The organism is Streptomyces sp. TN58 (assembly GCF_001941845.1).
GTDB lineage: Bacteria > Actinomycetota > Actinomycetes > Streptomycetales > Streptomycetaceae > Streptomyces.
On sequence record NZ_CP018870.1, the window covers coordinates 5,887,317 to 5,903,123 of the forward strand.

Consider the following 15,807-nt stretch of genomic DNA (forward strand, 5'->3'; position numbering starts at 1 on the left):
AGAAATGAGCGAGTACACCGTGTTTGAGTACGAGAAGGACGGCGCCGCGATCTACCGCCAGTCCTTTGCCACGATCCGCGCCGAGGCGGACCTCTCCGGGCTGCCCGCCTCGGTCGCCCAGGTCGCGGTGCGCATGATTCACGCCTGCGGGATGACCGACCTCCCGCAGGACCTGGGGTACACCCCCGAGGTGGTGCTGCGCGCCCGCGCCGCGCTGGAGGCGGGCGCGCCGATCCTGTGCGACGTCCAGATGGTCGCCAGCGGCGTCACCCGCAAGCGGCTGCCCGCCGACAACGACGTGATCTGCACCCTCTCCGACCCGGCGGTCCCCGACCTCGCCGCGAAGATGGGCACCACCCGCAGCGCCGCCGCGCTCGAAGTGTGGCGCGACCGCGGCCTGTTGGAAGGCTCCGTGGTCGCCGTCGGCAACGCGCCGACCGCACTGTTCCGGCTCCTGGAGATGATCGAGGAGGGTGCCCCGCGCCCCGCCGCCGTCATCGGCGTGCCCGTCGGCTTCATCGGCGCCGCCGAGTCCAAGGACGCCCTCGCTGCCCACCCCTCCGGCCTCGACCACCTCGTCGTACGCGGCCGCCGCGGCGGCAGCGCCATCGCCGCGGCCGCCCTCAACGCCATCGCGAGCGTGGCCGAATGAGCGACGCGACACAGCCCAAGGGCCGCCTGTACGGCGTCGGACTCGGCCCCGGCGACCCGAACCTGATGACCCTGCGGGCCGTCGAGGTGATCGGCGAGGCGGACGTCGTCGCCTACCACAGCGCCCGCCACGGCCGGTCCATCGCCCGCTCGATCGCCGCGAAGCACCTGCGCGACACCCACATCGAGGAGCCGCTGGTCTACCCGGTCACCACCGAGACCACCGACCACCCCGGCGGCTACCAGGGCGCCATGGAGGAGTTCTACGAGGCGGCCGCCGCCCGGCTGGCCGCCCACCTGGACGCCGGCCGCACCGTCGCCGTCCTCGCCGAGGGCGACCCGCTCTTCTACAGCTCCTACATGCACATGCACAAGCGGCTCGCGGACCGCTACGACACCGAGGTCGTGCCCGGAGTCACCTCGGTCAGCGCCGCCGCCGCCCGCCTGGGCACCCCGCTCGTGGAGGGCGAGGAGGTCCTGACCATCCTCCCCGGCACGCTGCCCGAGGAGGAGCTGACCGCCCGCCTCGCCGCCACCGACTCCGCGGTCGTGATGAAGCTCGGCCGGACCTTCCCCGCCGTGCTCGGCGCGATGGAGAACAGCGGCCGTCTCGCCGAGGCCCGCTATGTCGAGCGCGCCACGATGGAGGGCGAGCGCACCGGCGTACTCGCCGACACCGACCCCGGCAGCGTGCCGTACTTCGCCGTCGCCGTCGTACCCAGCCGGATCGGCAACCCGGGCAGCGTGCCGGCCGGCCCCGGCGAGGTCGTCGTGGTCGGCACCGGCCCGGCCGGCCCGCTGTGGCTCACCCCGCAGACCCGGCGCGCCCTCGCGGACGCCGAGGTGCTGGTCGGCTACACCACCTACCTGGACCGGGTGCCCGTCAAGCCGGGCCAGGTCCGGCACGGCTCCGACAACAAGGTCGAGTCGGAGCGCGCCGAGTTCGCCCTCGACCTCGCCCGCCGCGGCAAGCGGGTGGCCGTGGTCTCCGGCGGCGACCCGGGCGTGTTCGCCATGGCCACGGCGGTCCTGGAAGTCGCCGGGCAGACGGAGTACAAGGACGTGCCCGTACGGGTCCTGCCGGGGGTGACCGCGGCCAACGCGGCCGCCGCCGCCGCCGGTGCCCCGCTCGGCCACGACTACGCGACGATCTCGCTGTCCGACCGGCTCAAGCCGTGGGAGGTCATCGCGGAGCGGCTGCGCGCGGCCGCCGCGGCGGACCTGGTGCTCGCCCTCTACAACCCCGGCTCCCGCAGCCGGACCTGGCAGGTCGCCCAGGCCCGCGAGCTGCTGCTGGAGCTGCGCTCCCCGCAGACCCCGGTGGTCGTCGCCCGCGACGTGGGCGGCCCGCAGCAGTCGGTGCGGATCGTCACCCTCGCCGAACTGGAGCCGTCCGAGGTCGACATGCGCACGATCCTGCTGATCGGCTCCTCGCAGACGCGGGTCTCCGAGCGTGCCGACGGCTCGCGGATCACGTGGACGCCGCGCCGCTACCCGTGACCGGCGCGGCCTGACGGCGTCGGGCCGCCGGAGGTGAGAACCCCGGGCCCGGCGCCGTCAGGCCCGCCGCAGCCAGTCCAGGGCCGCGGCCACCGAACCCGCCTGCGCCACGCCCTGCGGCACCGGGGGTCGGCGTACGACCAGGACCGGGACGCCCGCCTCGCGGGCGGCCGTGAGCTTGGGGGCGGTGGCCGAGCCGCCGCTGTCCTTCGTCACCAGGACGTCGATCCGGTGTCGGGCGAGCAGCGCCCGCTCGCCGTCGAGGGTGAACGGGCCCCGGTCCAGCAGGACTTCAAGGCGCGGGGGCACCGGCGCGGCCGGCGGGTCCACCGAACGCACCAGGAACCAGGTGTCGGTGAGGTCCGCGAAGGTGTGCAGGCCCATCCGGCCGGTGGTCAGGAACGCACGGCTGCCGAGGCCCGGCAGCAGGGCTGCCGCCTCGGCGAGCGACTGCGCGAAGGTCCACGCGTCGCCCGGTCCGGGCGTCCAGCCGGGACGGCGCAGCGCCAGCAGCGGTACGCCCGAAAGCGCCGCCGCCGCCGCGGCGTTGAAGCTCATGCGCTCCGCGAAGGGATGGGTGGCGTCGACCACGCGGGTGACCCCGTGCGCCCCGGTCCACGCCGCCAGTCCGGCCGGCCCACCGAAGCCGCCGATGCGGGTCTCGCCCGGGGGAAGCACGGGCGAGGCGACCCGCCCCGCCAGCGAGGTGGTCACCCGGTACGAGGGGTCGTGCGCCAGCGCCTCCGCCAGGCGGCGGGCCTCCGTGGTACCGCCCAGGATCAGGACGTGCTCACCGCCGCCCGCGACCGCGGAGGCCGGTTCAGCAGACATGCCGGTCGCGCTCGGGGGAGTACAGGTGGCTGTCGCGGAACTGCTCCGCGCCCAGGGTGCGGCCCACCACGATGACGGCGGTGCGGACCAGGCCCGCCTCCTTCACCTGGCCGGCGATGTCGGCCAGGGTGCCGCGCAGGATCAGCTCGTCGGGACGGCTGGCCATCGCCACGACCGCCACCGGGCACTGCGCCCCGTAGTGCGGCAACAGCTCCGCGACCACCCGGTCCACGTAGCGGGTGGCCAGGTGCAGGACGAGCAGCGCCCCGCTGCGGCCCAGCGTGGCCAGGTCCTCGCCGGGCGGCATCGGGGTCGCCTGCTGGGCGACCCGGGTGAGGATCACGGTCTGCCCGACGGTGGGCACCGTCAGCTCCCGCTTGAGGGCGGCGGCCGCGGCGGCGAAGGCCGGCACGCCCGGCACGACCTCGTAGGGGATGCCGGCCGCGTCCAGCCGCCGCATCTGCTCGGCGACCGCGCTGAAGATCGACGGATCACCCGAGTGCAGCCGCGCCACGTCCTGGCCCGCCTCGTGGGCCCGTGCGCACTCGGCGACGATCTCGTCCAGGTTCAGCTGCGAGGTGTCGACGAGGCGGGCGTCCACCGGGCACTCGGCGAGCAGTTCGCGCGGCACGAGGCTGCCCGCGTACAGGCAGACCGGGGCGGCGGCGAGGGTCCGGGCACCGCGCACCGTGATCAGGTCGGCGGCGCCGGGGCCCGCACCGATGAAGTACACGGTCATGTTCGATCCTTCTCCTTGGTGTGCGTGTCCGCGTCCGTGTCCCTGTCCGCCGGCTTCGTCACCGACCACTGGGTGACCGGCATGGCCTGCCGCCAGCCCGTGAAACCGCCGACCGGCACGGCGTGCGCGACGGCCAGCTTCACCAGGTCGCCGCCGTGGCGCCGGTAGCGGTCGGCGAGGACCGACTCCGACTCCAGGGTGACGGTGTTGACCACCAGCCGGCCGCCGGGGGCCAGCGCGGCCCAGGCCGCGTCCAGCAGGCCCGGCGCGGTCAGCCCGCCGCCGACGAACACCGCGTCGGGGGCGGGGAGTCCGGCCAACGCCTCCGGCGCCGCCCCCACGACCACGCGCAGGCCGGGCACGCCGAGCGCCACCGCGTTACGGGTGATCCGCGCGGCCCGCTCCGGGACGCGCTCCACGGCCACCGCCCGGCACGAGGGGTGCGTACGCATCCACTCGATGCCGATGGAGCCGGAGCCGCCGCCGATGTCCCACAGCAGCTCGCCGGGGGCCGGGGCGAGCGCGCACAGGGTCGCGGCGCGGACATGGCGCTTGGTGAGCTGGCCGTCGTGCTCGTAGGCGGCGTCCGGCAGGCCCGGGGTGGCGCCCAGGCGCGGCCCGGCGTGGGCCGGGTCCCGGCGGCAGTCGACGGCCACCACGTTCAGCGGGTCGCCCGGCGCGTGGTGCCAGGCGTCGGCCGTGCCCTCGTACGCGTCCTCGTGCTCGGAGCCGAGCTGTTCCAGGACCCGCATCCGGCTCGGCCCGAAGCCGCGCTCACACAGCAGAGCGGCGATCTCGCCCGGGGATGCGGCGCCCGCGCTGAGCACGAGGACCCGCCGCCCGTCGTGCAGTGCGGCGGCGAGCCGGGCGACCGGGCGGCCCACCACGGTGACCACCTCGGTGTCCTCCACCGGCCAGCCCAGGCGGGCGCAGGCGTAGGAGACGGACGAGGGGTGCGGGCGGACCAGCAGGGACCGCGGCCCGAGCTCCTCGGCGAGAGCGCGGCCGATCCCGTAGAACATCGGGTCGCCGCTGGCGAGGACCGCGATCCGGCGTCCGGCGTGCTCGGCCATCAGCTTCGGCACGGCCGGCCGCAGCGGGCTCGGCCACGCCACCCGCTGCCCGGGGCACTCGGCGGCGGGCAGCAGGTCCAGCTGGCGCGGCCCGCCGATCAGCACCTCGGCGCAGGAGAGCGAGGACCGCGCGGCGGCGGTGAGCCCGGCCCACCCGTCGGCGCCGAGGCCGACGACCGTCACGGGTATGGGGGGCGGTGCGGGGCTCACTGCGCTGTACCTCGGGGCGGGAAGGGGAAAGAGGACGGACCCGCAGCCTACTGGCCTGCGGCTGCGGCGCACCGCCCGCCCTCGGGAACCCGGCGGGGACCCTTCGGGCCCGCCCTCGGCGACGTCGATCCGGGGCGCGCACCGGCGCCGGGCGGGTCGGCGGACCGGCACCGGGCGGGGTCGGCCGACCGGTCGGCGGACCGGTCGGGACAGCCGCCGTGTCCGTCCGGCGCGGACGCCGGGTCAGGCGCGGGTGGCGCGCTCGTAGAGGGCGCGGACGCCGTCGCCGAAGTAGACGCTGTAGGAGGTCTTCTCGTCGCCGCCGCCGTCGCGGCCGCCGATCACACCGATGAGGGTGTGCCCGTCGGTGAGCACGGGTCCGCCGCTGGTGCCGTTGGGCACGTCCGCGCAGTCCAGCCGCACCTGTGTCGGTCCGGCCGGCTGTGCGGTGGTCCGGCAGTCCAGGGGCTGCTCGGAGGAGTTCGGATAGCCCACCAGCCGTGCGGGAGCGGGCAGATCGCGTCCGAAGGCGATGGTTCCGGCCCCCGTGACGTCCTCCAGCCGCTGACCCGGGTATCCGGGCCGGCGCAGCCTGAGGAACGCGACGTCGTGGTCGGGGTCCTGGTCCCCGGTCCAGCGCGGGTCCACGTCGATCCGGGTGGGCACCCAGACGCCGTACGGGGCGATCCCGTCCCGGTAGCCGGGCGCGAAGGCGAGGTTGGTGCGGAAGCCTCCGGCGTACACGCAGTGGGCGGCCGTGGCGACGAGGTCGCCGGCGGGGGAGTGGACCACGACGGCCGAGCAGTGGTGGTCGGGGTCGCCGTCGTTGCCGGGGGAGAAGAGCGCGCCGATCGCCGGTTCGGCGGCGGCGGGCGCCGCCACCAGCGGATCGGACGCGGCCCATCCGCCCGAGCGCCAGTTCACCGCGTCTGCGCCGGCGAAGGCCTTGCCGTCCTTCGGCGGGTCCGGGTCCTCGCGGACGATCCCGAGCACGGCGGACGCCGTCCGGTCGGCACGCTCGGGGTCCTGCTGGTAGACGCCCTGGGCGGGATCGCCGTCCGCGCGGGTGGCGGCGATGCCGCGCAACTCCCAGGCCACGTACCCGGCCCCGGCGAGGACCAGGGTGCCCAGGAGGCCGACGGCCGCGGAGCCCCGCACCGCGGCCCGTCCCCGCTGCCGTCCCCGCACGCTGCCGGACATGTGGCCCCTCCCGCCCCGTACGCGTCCCACTCTCGGTTCGATGGAAGGAGGACGGCGCCGGTTCCGCCGCCGGGACGTGTCCGTTCTCACAGCCGGAACAGCCCTCGGGGCGCCGCACCCCGAAACCGGATGCGCGAACCGTGCCCGGTTGAAAGGGTGACGCAATGGACGACCCCGAACCCCACACGGACCACGACGCGGCCCACGCACCGGCCCACGACACCGCGCCCGGCTGGACCACCACCCCCGTCGGCCCCGAACTCCTGCGCGGCGCACTGGAAGTGGAGCACACCGCCCGAGGCGTCCTGCCCCACCGGCTGCCCGCCCGGGCCCGCCTCCAGGCCCCCGCCGAGGTCGCGGAGGTCGAGGCCCAGCCCGCCGGCGTGCGGCTGGCCTTCCGCACCCGCGCCACCACCGTCGAACTGGACGTCCTCGCCACGACGACCGTCTACCGGGGCGCGCCGGCGCCCCCGGACGCCGTGTACGACCTCCTGGTCGACGGCCTCCCGGCCGGCCGGGCCACCGCCGGCGGCGGGAACGTCCGTACCGTCGACACCGCCACCTGGGCCGCGGTCCTCACCCCGGGCCCACCCGGCACCGTCCGGTTCGCCGGACTGCCCGAAGGGACCAAGGACGTCGAGATCTGGCTGCCGTACCGGGGCGTCCACGAACTCATCGCCCTGCGCACCGACGCGCCCGTGCAGCCGGCGCCCGACCGCGGCCGGCGCGTCTGGCTGCACCACGGCAGTTCGATCAGCCACGGCTCGAACGCCGACGGCCCGACCGGGACCTGGCCCGCGCTCGCGGCCGCCCGCGCCGGCGTGGAACTGGTCAACCTCGGCTTCAGCGGCAACGCCCTGCTCGACCCCTTCACCGCACGGACCATGCGCGACACCCCCGCCGACCTGATCAGCCTCAAGGTCGGCATCAACCTCGTCAACCACGACCTGATGCGCCTGCGCGCCTTCACCGCCGCGGTCCACGGCTTCCTCGACACCCTCCGCGACGGCCACCCCACCACACCCCTCCTGGTCGTCTCCCCCCTCCACTGCCCGATCCACGAGGACACCCCGGGCCCGGCCGCGGCCGACCTCAGCGACGGCCGGCTGCGCTTCCGCGCCCTCGGCGACCCGGCGGAGGCCGCCCAGGGGCGGCTGACCCTGCGCGTCGTCCGCGACGAACTCGCCCGCATCACCGCGGCACGCGCCACCGACGACCCCCACCTGCACCACCTCGACGGCCGCGCCCTCTACGGGCAGGCCGACTTCGACGAGTTCCCGCTGCCCGACGACCTGCACCCGGACGCCGCCGGCCACCGCCGCATCGCCGACCGCTTCGCCGGGCACGCCTTCGGCTCCGCCTGGGCGCGGTGACGCCGAACCGGGCGTTCCCCACACCCCGCCGAGCGCCCGGCGCTATCGTGCCCAGGGGCGACAGCACGAGGGGGCGGGGCGCGGTGCGATTTCTCTTTGTCCACGGCACGGGAGTACGGCGCGAGCGGCACGACCGGCTCTTCGCCCTGGTCCGCGAGCGGCTGACGGCCAGATTCCCCGAAGCCCGCGTCGAGTCCTGCTACTGGGGCGACCGGTTCGGCGCGACCCTGGGCGCCGACGGCCGGTCCGTGCCCGGCCTGCGGCCCGCGTCCGCACCCGGGCCGGTCGACCCCGCCGAAGCGGAGACGGCCGAGTGGACCCTGCTCCTCGCCGACCCGCTGTGCGAACTCCGGGTCCTCGCCGAGGCCGGCTGGGCGGACGGCGGGCAGGCCCCGGACGGACCACGGGGCGAGGACACCGACCCGTACGCCGACCCCTACGCCACCCCGTACGCCGACGCCCACGACGCCGACACGGCCGACCCCTTCGCGATGCCCGGCGTACACGCCGCCGGCGTCCGCGTGCTCACGCTGCTCGCCGGCTTACCCCCCGCACCGCCCCACCCCGGGGACGAACTCGGCGCGCTCCTGCACGGCACCGGCCTCGCCGCCGCCTTCCCCGCCGCCCTGGCCGCCGCCGCCGACTCCGCCGAAGCTGCCCGCGCCGCCGAGCGCGCCACCGGTGAACCCCAGGCGAGGGAGCTGGCCACCGCCCTCGCCCGGGCCGTGACCGCCGGCGCACTCGCCGCCGCCGGAGCCGACGCCGACTGCACCGGCGCCGAACGGGACCGCCTCGTCGAACTGCTCACCACCCGTCTCGGCGGCGACGCCCGCGTACCCGGCGCCCGCGCGGCCGCCGTCCTCGGCCGGCTCGCCATGAGGGTCACCACCCAGCCGCTGCTCAACGCCTGGCGCGGCTCCCTCACCGTCGGCGCCACCCCCGCGCTCGGCGACATCCTGCGCTACCAGGCCCGCGGCCACGACCTGCGGGAATTCCTGCACGCGCGGATCGCCGGCGACCCCGCGCCGACCGTACTGATCGGCCACAGCCTCGGCGGGATCGCCCTCGTGGACCTCCTCGCCCTCGCCGCCGCCCGCGGCGAGGCCGTCCCCGGCGCGGAACTGCTCGTCACCGTCGGCTCCCAGGCCCCCTTCCTCCACGAGCTCGGCGCCCTGACCGCGCTCGAACCGGGAGCGAAGCTGCCGTACGGCTTCCCGCGCTGGCTCAACGTCTACGACCGCCACGACGTGCTGTCCTACCTCGCCGGACCCGTCTTCCCCGGCGACCCCCGCATCACCGACCACGAGATCGCCAGCCGCCAGCCCTTCCCCGCCTGCCACAGCGCCTACTGGAAACAGGACGCCCTCTACGAACGCATCGAACAGGCGGTGGCCGAAGCGGAGATCGGGTGACCCCCACCGACTTCCTGCCCCCGGCCCTCGGCCCGCAGCGCACCTTCGCGCTCGTCGCCGGCGTCGAGCGCTACGACATCAGCCACCGCTGGAACCTGCGCGGCCCGGCCCGCGACGCCCTGCGCTTCGCACACTGGCTGACCGGCCCCGCCCAGGTCCCGCCCGGCAACCTCAGGCTGCTGCTGTCCCCGCTCGACGAACCCGAAGCGCTGCCCTGGCCGGACTCGCCGGCCATGGCCGCCCTGCGCACCGCGTACCGGCCGGCGACCGAGGAGAACGTGAAGGCCGCGCTGCTCGACGAACTCCCGCAGTGCGACGGCGACCTGCTGTGGATCTTCTGGGCCGGACACGGCTACCTCGGACCCCGCCACGAGCTCATGCTGCCCTGCGCCGACGCCCGCCCCAGCCAGATCCGCCACCTCAACCTCGACTCGGCACTCCGCTGGTGGCGCACCGACCTGGTCAAACACCGCAGCTTCCCGCTCCAGGCGGCACTCGTCGACGCCTGCCGCGTCGACGCGCCCCGCGACACGCGCTGGAACTTCGGCAGCACCGACTACGGCGGCGGCAGCTCGGTGCCGGGACGCCGCCAGTTCCGCCTCTACGCCTCCCGCGAGGGCGAAGCCGCGCAGAACGACGCAGAACGCGGCGCAGGCCGCTTCACCGAAGCCCTCCTGGCGGAACTCGGCGGTGCCTCCGTACGCGAGAGCGTCAGCGGACTCCCCGTCGCCGCCCGCAGCATCCACCGCACCTTCCGGGAACTGCGCGAACGCGGCGAGGGCTGGCAGCTCCCGCAGTTCCTCGTGGACCGCGACTGGGACGCCTGCTCCTTCCTCGACGACGACCTGGCCGCGGCCGCACCGCCCCCGGCCGCCCGCCTCGACCAGCAGGCCTGGGACGGCCTCGGCACCCTCTTCGACGGCCGCGAACTGCCGCGCTGCGCCCACGAGGCCTACGCCTGGGCGTTCAGGACGGCCGGCTGCACCACCCCGGTCGGCGGCGGACTGCCGGGCGACAACCTCCTGGACGTCGTCCAGGACCTCGACGAACGCCAGGGCGGACGCGCCGGGATGCCGCTCGCCGTGCCCTTCGTACGGTTCCTCGCCGACCGGGCCGCCACCGCGGGCGACACGGCGTGGGCGGGGCGGCTGAAGGACTGGGTGGACACCACCCGCGAGCGGCTCGCCCTGCCGGTGCTGCCCCCGCCGCCGCCCCCCGCGCGCACGACCGTCGTCCACGTCGGGCTGGAGCCGCCGCCGGACGGAGGGCCGGGCTTCCGGGCACGCATGTGGCTGCGCGGCGAACGCACCGAGCACATATGGGAATCACGGGGCGCGCCCGTCCGGCTGGACACCGTACGGGAGGAACTCCTGCGGCAGCTCGCCCTCGTCGGGGCGGCGGACGGCGGCGGAGCCGGACCACAGGCCCCGGACGGCGTCGACCGCATCGAGTTCCACGTGCCGTACGAACTGCTCGACACCGACTTCGACCAGTGGCCGGTGCCCCGCGGCCCGGCCGGCCGGCACCGCGCCCTCGGCCTGCTCCACCAGGTCGTCGTGCGCTGCCCGCAGGAGCGCGCGGACACCCGCGCCGAGTGGCGCACCAGCTGGCGCTGGCTGTGCGGCCGGGGCGGCCGGCACGCCGAAGCCGTCCGTGTGATCGAGGACGCCGAGGTCACCGACATGCTGGGGATGGAACTGGCCGAGCGGCCGGCGCCCGCGTGCGTCCTCGCGCACACCGAATCCGCACCGCACGCCGGACTGCTCGAAGCCGTACTCGAAGGCGGTGTGCCGGTCGCGGTCTGGCGCCGCGGCGGCACAGCGACCGCGCCCCCGCTCCTCGACCTGCTCGCACCCGCCGGCCCCGACGGCCGCCCGGACCCCGGCGCACTGGACGTACTGGCCCTGCCCGCGCGCGTGCGGGAGGTGCGCCGGGCGGCCGCCGGCGCCGCCGCGGGAGCCGCGCGCGCCGCACCGGGGGGCGGCCGACTTCCCGCAGGGGAAGACCAGTTGGTGCTCCTGTGGGACGATCCCGACGACATACCGGACTCCCGGTCCCTGGCCTGACCCCGACCACTGACAGAGGCAGAGCGACGATGGAGGCAGAGGCAGTGGTGAAGGACTGGTGGCTGTACCACGGGACCGGCGAGGGCACAGAGCGGCGCGCCCGCCTGGAAACCGGATCCCCGCCGCCCTGGCGGGACTTCACCGGCAGCCCCGACCCTGGGTACGAGCCCCCCGGCTGCGAGGGGCCCGCCTGGGAGCGCACCCGCCGGCGGGGCGAGGGCTACGTCCCCGACGAGCAGGAGAAGGACGTCGTCAACACGGCCCTGCACCTGCGCAGGCCGCTGCTGATCACCGGGAAGCCCGGCGTCGGCAAGTCCACCCTGGCCTACAGCATCGCCTCGGACCTGGGCCTGGGACCCGTACTGCACTGGCCCATCACCAGCCGGACGGTACTGCGCGACGGGCTCTACCTGTACGACGCCATCGGCCGGCTCCAGGAGGCCGGGCTGGAGCAACTGCGCAGGCCGGCCGTCCCTGTGGGGCCCGCGGCGACCGCCGCGCCCCCTGGCACACTGCCCACGCCCCGCCCCGGCCCCGCAGCCGGCCCCGAACCCGATCCCGACCCCGCCCACGCGCCGTCGATCTCGCGCTACCTGCGCCTCGGGCCGCTCGGCACCGCCCTGCTGCCGCAGGACCGCCCCCGCGTCCTGCTCGTCGACGAGATCGACAAGAGCGACATCGACCTCCCCGGCGACCTCCTCACCGTCTTCGAGGACGGCGGCTTCACCATCCCCGAACTCGCCCGCCTCGCCCAGGAGGACCCCACCGTCGCCATCGGCACGGACGACGACCCCCACGCCCGCGTCCGCCTCACCCAAGGCCGCGTGCAGTGCCACTACTTCCCCGTCGTCGTCCTCACCAGCAACGGCGAACGCGACTTCCCGCCCGCCTTCCTGCGCCGCTGCGTCCGCCTGCACCTGGAGCCGCCCGGCCCGGAGAAGCTGGCCCTCATCGTGCGCCGCCGGCTCGGCGTCGACGTCGAGGCGGGCGGGGAGTACCAGGAGCTCGTACGGGACTTCATCGACCGCGCCGGAGACGGCGACCTCGCCACCGACCAGCTCCTCAACGCCATCCAGCTCCGCCTCGCCGGAGCCTGGTCCGCGCCCGGTGACCGCGACCGCTTCCTCAGGACCGTCATGCAGCACCTGACCGGGCCCACGGCGTGATCACGCGACTCCTCGCCGCCCTCGCCGACGGCGCCGGGGGCGGCGAGGACACAGGACCGCGCCCCGGCGTCGGAGCGGAGGAGATCGCCGACATCCTGTGGCTGGCCGCCCGCGTGGACCCCGCCGGGTCCCGCCCGCCGCCGCCGGCGTCCGGCGGCGCCGACGCCGGGCGGCCACCGGCCGACGACCCGCAGGCGCCCGGCACCGGCGCCGTCCACGGGGGCCGGGCCGACGGGCAGCCCGCCGCCAAGCTCTTCCCCGCCCCCGTGCCCGGCCCCGCCGGGAAACCGGCCGACGACGGCGCCGGCCGGCGGGGCGCAGCCGTGCGGCTGCCCCGGGCCGCCTCCCTCGACGATCCGCTGGCGCTGATGAGAGCCCTGCGCCCGGTCGGGCGGCGCTCCATCGGCGGCCCCGGCGAGGAACTGGACGAACAGCTGACGGTCGAGCGCAGCATCGAGCGGATGGTGCCGACGCCCGTCCTGAGGCCAGCCGAGAGCCGCTGGCTGGACCTGGCACTGGTCGTCGACACGCACCACTCGATGCTGCTCTGGGCGGACCTCGTGGACGAGCTGCGCCGGGTGCTGACGCGCAGCGGCGTCTTCCGCGACGTACGCACCTGGCAGCTGACCGGCACCGGCTCCGGCGGCACCCCGATGCTCACCCGCGGCCGGTATGGCGCGCCCCGCAACCCGCTGGAACTGGCCGACCCCGCCGGCCGCAGGCTGATCCTCGTACTCTCCGACACCGTGGCGGGAGGCTGGCGCGAGGCCTCCGTGCAGGGAGTGCTCCGGCACTGGGGCGCGCACAACGCCGTGGCCGTGCTGAACGTCCTGCCCGAACGGCTGTGGACGCGCGGTGCCGTCCGGCCCGTCCCCTTCGCCGTCCGCGCCGACCGGCCGGCCGCCGCCACCCGCTCCTGGCAGCGTGCGGCGACCGCCCGCCGCTCCCGCCCCCGCGCCGGCCGCCCGCGTACCGCCGACGTCGTCCCCGTCGTCGGTGTCGCCCCGGGCAGCCTGGCCCGGCTGGCGCGGCTGGTCTCCGGCGACGGCCGCTGGCGGCGCCTGGCCTGCCTGCGGCTGGACGCGGAGCCGGGCGACCCGCCCGCCCGGGAAGCCCCGGCGGGCCCGGTCCGCGGCGCGCTGGAGGTGGTGGAGCGCTTCCGCGCGAACGCCTCCCCGACCGCCCAGCAGCTCGCCGCCCACCTGGCCGCCGTACCGCTGACCCTGCCCGTGATGAACCTGGTGCGGCGCTCCCTGCTGAAGGACTCCGAGCACGGGCACCTCGCGGAGGTCGCCCTCGGCGGGCTCTTCGAGCCCTGGGGTCACGAACGGGACCCCGCGCAGGTGGAGTTCGCGTTCCGGCCCGGCGTACGGGAGGCGCTGCTCGGCTCGCAGCTGCGCGGGGACGTGGCCGCCGTACGGGAGCTGGTCCGCCGGCGGGTGTGGGAGTACATGTCCCGCAACCGCGGCACCGGGCCGGACTTCTCCGCGACCCGGGTCACCGACGGCCGGGAGGGCCGCCGCCGGGTGGCCGAGGAGGCCCTGCCGTTCGCGACGCAGCCGCCCCGGGACCCGGGCCTCGCGGACCGTGTCGTACGGGTCCGCTACCACGGACTGCCGGAGCCGCTGGAGGTCGGCACCCTCCTGACACCCCGCCTGGTGCTCACGGTCGGGGACGTGGCGCCGGGGGCGATCGGCTGGGTGCGCGCCGGGGAACGGGAGATCTCCTGCCAGGCGGTGTGGTGGGACGACGCGCTGCCCCGGGTGTTCCTGCTCCTGGCCGACGAGGACCTGGCCGGCCCACAGCCCGGACCCGAACCCCAGCCGTGGCTGACGGCGGACCCGCCGCCGGGCCGCGTCAGGATCGACGGCCGCACCGACCAGGGCGACGCCGTCGCGCTGACGGGCGAGGTGGTCCCCTACGAGGGCGCCCGCAACGGCGAGCTGGTACGCCTCTCCGCGGAGCCGGAGGCCTGGACCCATTACCGCGGCGGCCCGGTCTCCCGCGACGGCGCGCTGATCGGCGTCGTCCACGGTGTCTGGCCGGACCGCATGGTGTTCCTGTCGGGCCGCGCCCTGCTCGAACAACCCGGATTCCGGGCGGCGATGGCGGAGCACGGGCCGACGGTCCCGCCCCAGGAGGGCGGACCCTGGGCGGTGTGCCTGGCCCTGCGGTCCGCCGCCGACGTCGCGCACCCGGCCGGGAGGCTGCTCCACGCGGAGGCGGTGGAACTGCTGATGCGGGTCATCGCGGACACGGGGCTCACCGAGCGGCCGGCCGGCAGCGAGCCGGGAGCGCCCCTGTTCATGCTCCTGGACGAGCCGGGAGCCCTGGCCAGGGCAGGCAGGCTGCTGACCGGACTCCACACGGCCCTGGCCGCGAGCCGGCCGACGGACGCCGGGCCCCTCTCGCTCGACGTGGCCGTGGCCGCGGGACACCTGGCAGTCCCGTCGGGCGGCGACCCGACCGGGCTGCCCACGTCCGAGGCCGCCCGGCTCCTGCGGCACCCTGAGATGGCGCAGGGGCGCCGGCTGCGCCCGGGGCCCCTCGCCGCGGCCGTGTCGCGCACCGTGTACGAGGCGCTCGGCGAGAAGGTCGGCCCCACCGCGACGCGTACGCTCACCCCACTCGGCGGCGGAGGCTGGCTGTCCGCCGACCCCGGGGAACTGGGCGCGGCCCTGACGGACGCCGACGGGCCGCAGGACACCGGCGCCGGGTGGCCGGTGTGCGGCCGCCCTGCGGTGGACGATGTCCGCGCCGCCTGCACCGGGGTCCGGCTGCCGGGCCACGACGTGTGCCTCGCCCATCTCGAACCCCATGAGGAGCACGTGTACCTGGGGACCCTCGGGCCCGGCTCCCGGGTGGACTTCCGGGGCACCACCTTCCGGGAAGGACTGCTCCAGCGGCTCCTCGACGCCCTGCGGGAGTCACGCGGACGGCCCGTCACGCTGGGCGAGGCCGCCTTCGACCGCGCCACCTTCGTCGACGACTGGAACGAGGGCGGCATCGAGTTCCTGGCCGGTGCCTCCTTCACGCGTGCCGTCTTCGCCGGGCGGGCCAGGCTCGGGAACTCCGCCTTCGCCGGACGGGTCTCCTTCGACCGCGCCGTGTTCCTGGGCGTCGGCGACTTCGACCGCAGCCGGTTCCACGCGGGAGCCGATTTCCGCCGCGCCCAGTTCCACGGTCTGGCGGGCTTCTCGGACAGCGTCTTCCAGGACGAGGTGAGCTTCGCCCGGGCGGTACTGGACGCCTCGGCGGACCTGAACGGGATACGGGTGGCCGGAGCGGCGGACTTCTCGCGCGCGCTGTTCCGCGGCCTGACCGGGCTGAGCGGGGCCTCCTTCGCCGGACCGGTCTCCTTCGCCTCCACCACCTGGGAAACGGGACTGGTGTCCACCGGCGCCGTCTTCGAGGAACCGGTGGACTTCGGCGGAGCCGTGTTCCAGGGCCGGGTCCGGCTGGAGCAGCTGCGCCTGCCGGGGGCGCCCGGGCCGGCCTTCGAGGACCGGACCGGCCGCTGGGGTGTCCACCGGCGCCCGGACGACACCTGGGACATCCACCTCCTGGCCACCGGGTCGCGGTGACC

11 protein-coding genes are annotated in these 15,807 nt (G+C 76.1%); 7 read left to right on the forward strand and 4 right to left on the reverse strand.

Annotation, left to right across the window (positions count from 1 at the left end):
* Nucleotides 1-4 precede the first annotated feature (4 nt).
* Together BSL84_RS26665 and BSL84_RS26670 are read left to right on the forward strand one after the other, a co-directional pair.
* Nucleotides 5-652, forward strand: coding sequence for a precorrin-8X methylmutase (locus BSL84_RS26665; RefSeq protein ID WP_030898811.1), 648 nt, complete (start codon nt 5-7; stop codon nt 650-652).
* Nucleotides 649-2,151, forward strand: a complete 1,503-nt coding sequence (locus tag BSL84_RS26670; protein ID WP_030032343.1) for a precorrin-2 C(20)-methyltransferase — start codon at nt 649-651, stop codon at nt 2,149-2,151. Before BSL84_RS26665 ends, BSL84_RS26670 begins: the two co-directional genes overlap by 4 nt.
* 57 nt (nt 2,152-2,208) lie before the next feature.
* Here BSL84_RS26670 and BSL84_RS26675 read toward each other — a convergent pair whose 3' ends face one another.
* The 4 genes from BSL84_RS26675 to BSL84_RS26690 form a co-directional block, all read right to left on the reverse strand.
* Nucleotides 2,209-2,982 carry a cobalt-precorrin-6A reductase gene (locus BSL84_RS26675; protein ID WP_045323367.1) on the reverse strand — a complete coding sequence of 258 codons (774 nt, stop codon included), beginning with the start codon at nt 2,980-2,982 and terminating at the stop codon, nt 2,209-2,211.
* Nucleotides 2,972-3,721, reverse strand: coding sequence for a precorrin-4 C(11)-methyltransferase (gene cobM, locus BSL84_RS26680; protein WP_075971293.1), 750 nt, complete (start codon nt 3,719-3,721; stop codon nt 2,972-2,974). Before cobM ends, BSL84_RS26675 begins: the two co-directional genes overlap by 11 nt.
* A complete protein-coding gene (gene cbiE, locus BSL84_RS26685) occupies nt 3,718-5,004 on the reverse strand; it encodes a precorrin-6y C5,15-methyltransferase (decarboxylating) subunit CbiE (protein ID WP_075971294.1) in 1,287 nt (428 codons plus the stop codon). Before cbiE ends, cobM begins: the two co-directional genes overlap by 4 nt.
* A gap of 243 nt (nt 5,005-5,247) precedes the next feature.
* Nucleotides 5,248-6,204 carry a trypsin-like serine peptidase gene (locus BSL84_RS26690; RefSeq protein WP_075971295.1) on the reverse strand — a complete coding sequence of 319 codons (957 nt, stop codon included), beginning with the start codon at nt 6,202-6,204 and terminating at the stop codon, nt 5,248-5,250.
* 164 nt (nt 6,205-6,368) lie between these two features.
* Between BSL84_RS26690 and BSL84_RS26695 the strand changes: the two genes are divergently transcribed.
* From BSL84_RS26695 to BSL84_RS26715, 5 genes are all read left to right on the forward strand, one after another.
* The gene (locus tag BSL84_RS26695) at nt 6,369-7,577 is read left to right on the forward strand and encodes a GDSL-type esterase/lipase family protein (RefSeq protein WP_079273302.1); all 1,209 of its coding nucleotides are present in this window, start codon (nt 6,369-6,371) and stop codon (nt 7,575-7,577) included.
* Nucleotides 7,578-7,660: 83 nt separating this feature from the next.
* A complete protein-coding gene (locus BSL84_RS36225) occupies nt 7,661-8,989 on the forward strand; it encodes a hypothetical protein (protein ID WP_075971296.1) in 1,329 nt (442 codons plus the stop codon).
* Nucleotides 8,986-11,055 (forward strand): caspase family protein, encoded by a 2,070-nt coding sequence (locus BSL84_RS36230; RefSeq protein WP_045323372.1) that lies wholly within the window; start codon nt 8,986-8,988, stop codon nt 11,053-11,055. The genes BSL84_RS36225 and BSL84_RS36230 overlap by 4 nt, the downstream gene beginning before the upstream one ends.
* 29 nt (nt 11,056-11,084) lie before the next feature.
* Nucleotides 11,085-12,221 carry an AAA family ATPase gene (locus BSL84_RS26710; RefSeq protein WP_030033445.1) on the forward strand — a complete coding sequence of 379 codons (1,137 nt, stop codon included), beginning with the start codon at nt 11,085-11,087 and terminating at the stop codon, nt 12,219-12,221.
* Nucleotides 12,218-15,805 carry an SAV_2336 N-terminal domain-related protein gene (locus BSL84_RS26715; protein WP_075971297.1) on the forward strand — a complete coding sequence of 1,196 codons (3,588 nt, stop codon included), beginning with the start codon at nt 12,218-12,220 and terminating at the stop codon, nt 15,803-15,805. The genes BSL84_RS26710 and BSL84_RS26715 overlap by 4 nt, the downstream gene beginning before the upstream one ends.
* Nucleotides 15,806-15,807 lie beyond the last annotated feature (2 nt).

What these genes read in the sequence shown, in the direction of transcription:
- BSL84_RS26670 (WP_030032343.1), top strand. Translation starts at nt 649, where the DNA reads ATGAGCGACGCGACACAGCCCAAGGGCCGCCTGTACGGCGTCGGACTC.
- BSL84_RS26675 (WP_045323367.1), bottom strand. Translation starts at nt 2,982, where the DNA reads ATGTCTGCTGAACCGGCCTCCGCGGTCGCGGGCGGCGGTGAGCACGTC.
- BSL84_RS26665 (WP_030898811.1), top strand. Translation starts at nt 5, where the DNA reads ATGAGCGAGTACACCGTGTTTGAGTACGAGAAGGACGGCGCCGCGATC.
- BSL84_RS26690 (WP_075971295.1), bottom strand. Translation starts at nt 6,204, where the DNA reads ATGTCCGGCAGCGTGCGGGGACGGCAGCGGGGACGGGCCGCGGTGCGG.
- cobM (WP_075971293.1), bottom strand. Translation starts at nt 3,721, where the DNA reads ATGACCGTGTACTTCATCGGTGCGGGCCCCGGCGCCGCCGACCTGATC.
- BSL84_RS26710 (WP_030033445.1), top strand. Translation starts at nt 11,085, where the DNA reads ATGGAGGCAGAGGCAGTGGTGAAGGACTGGTGGCTGTACCACGGGACC.
- BSL84_RS26695 (WP_079273302.1), top strand. Translation starts at nt 6,369, where the DNA reads ATGGACGACCCCGAACCCCACACGGACCACGACGCGGCCCACGCACCG.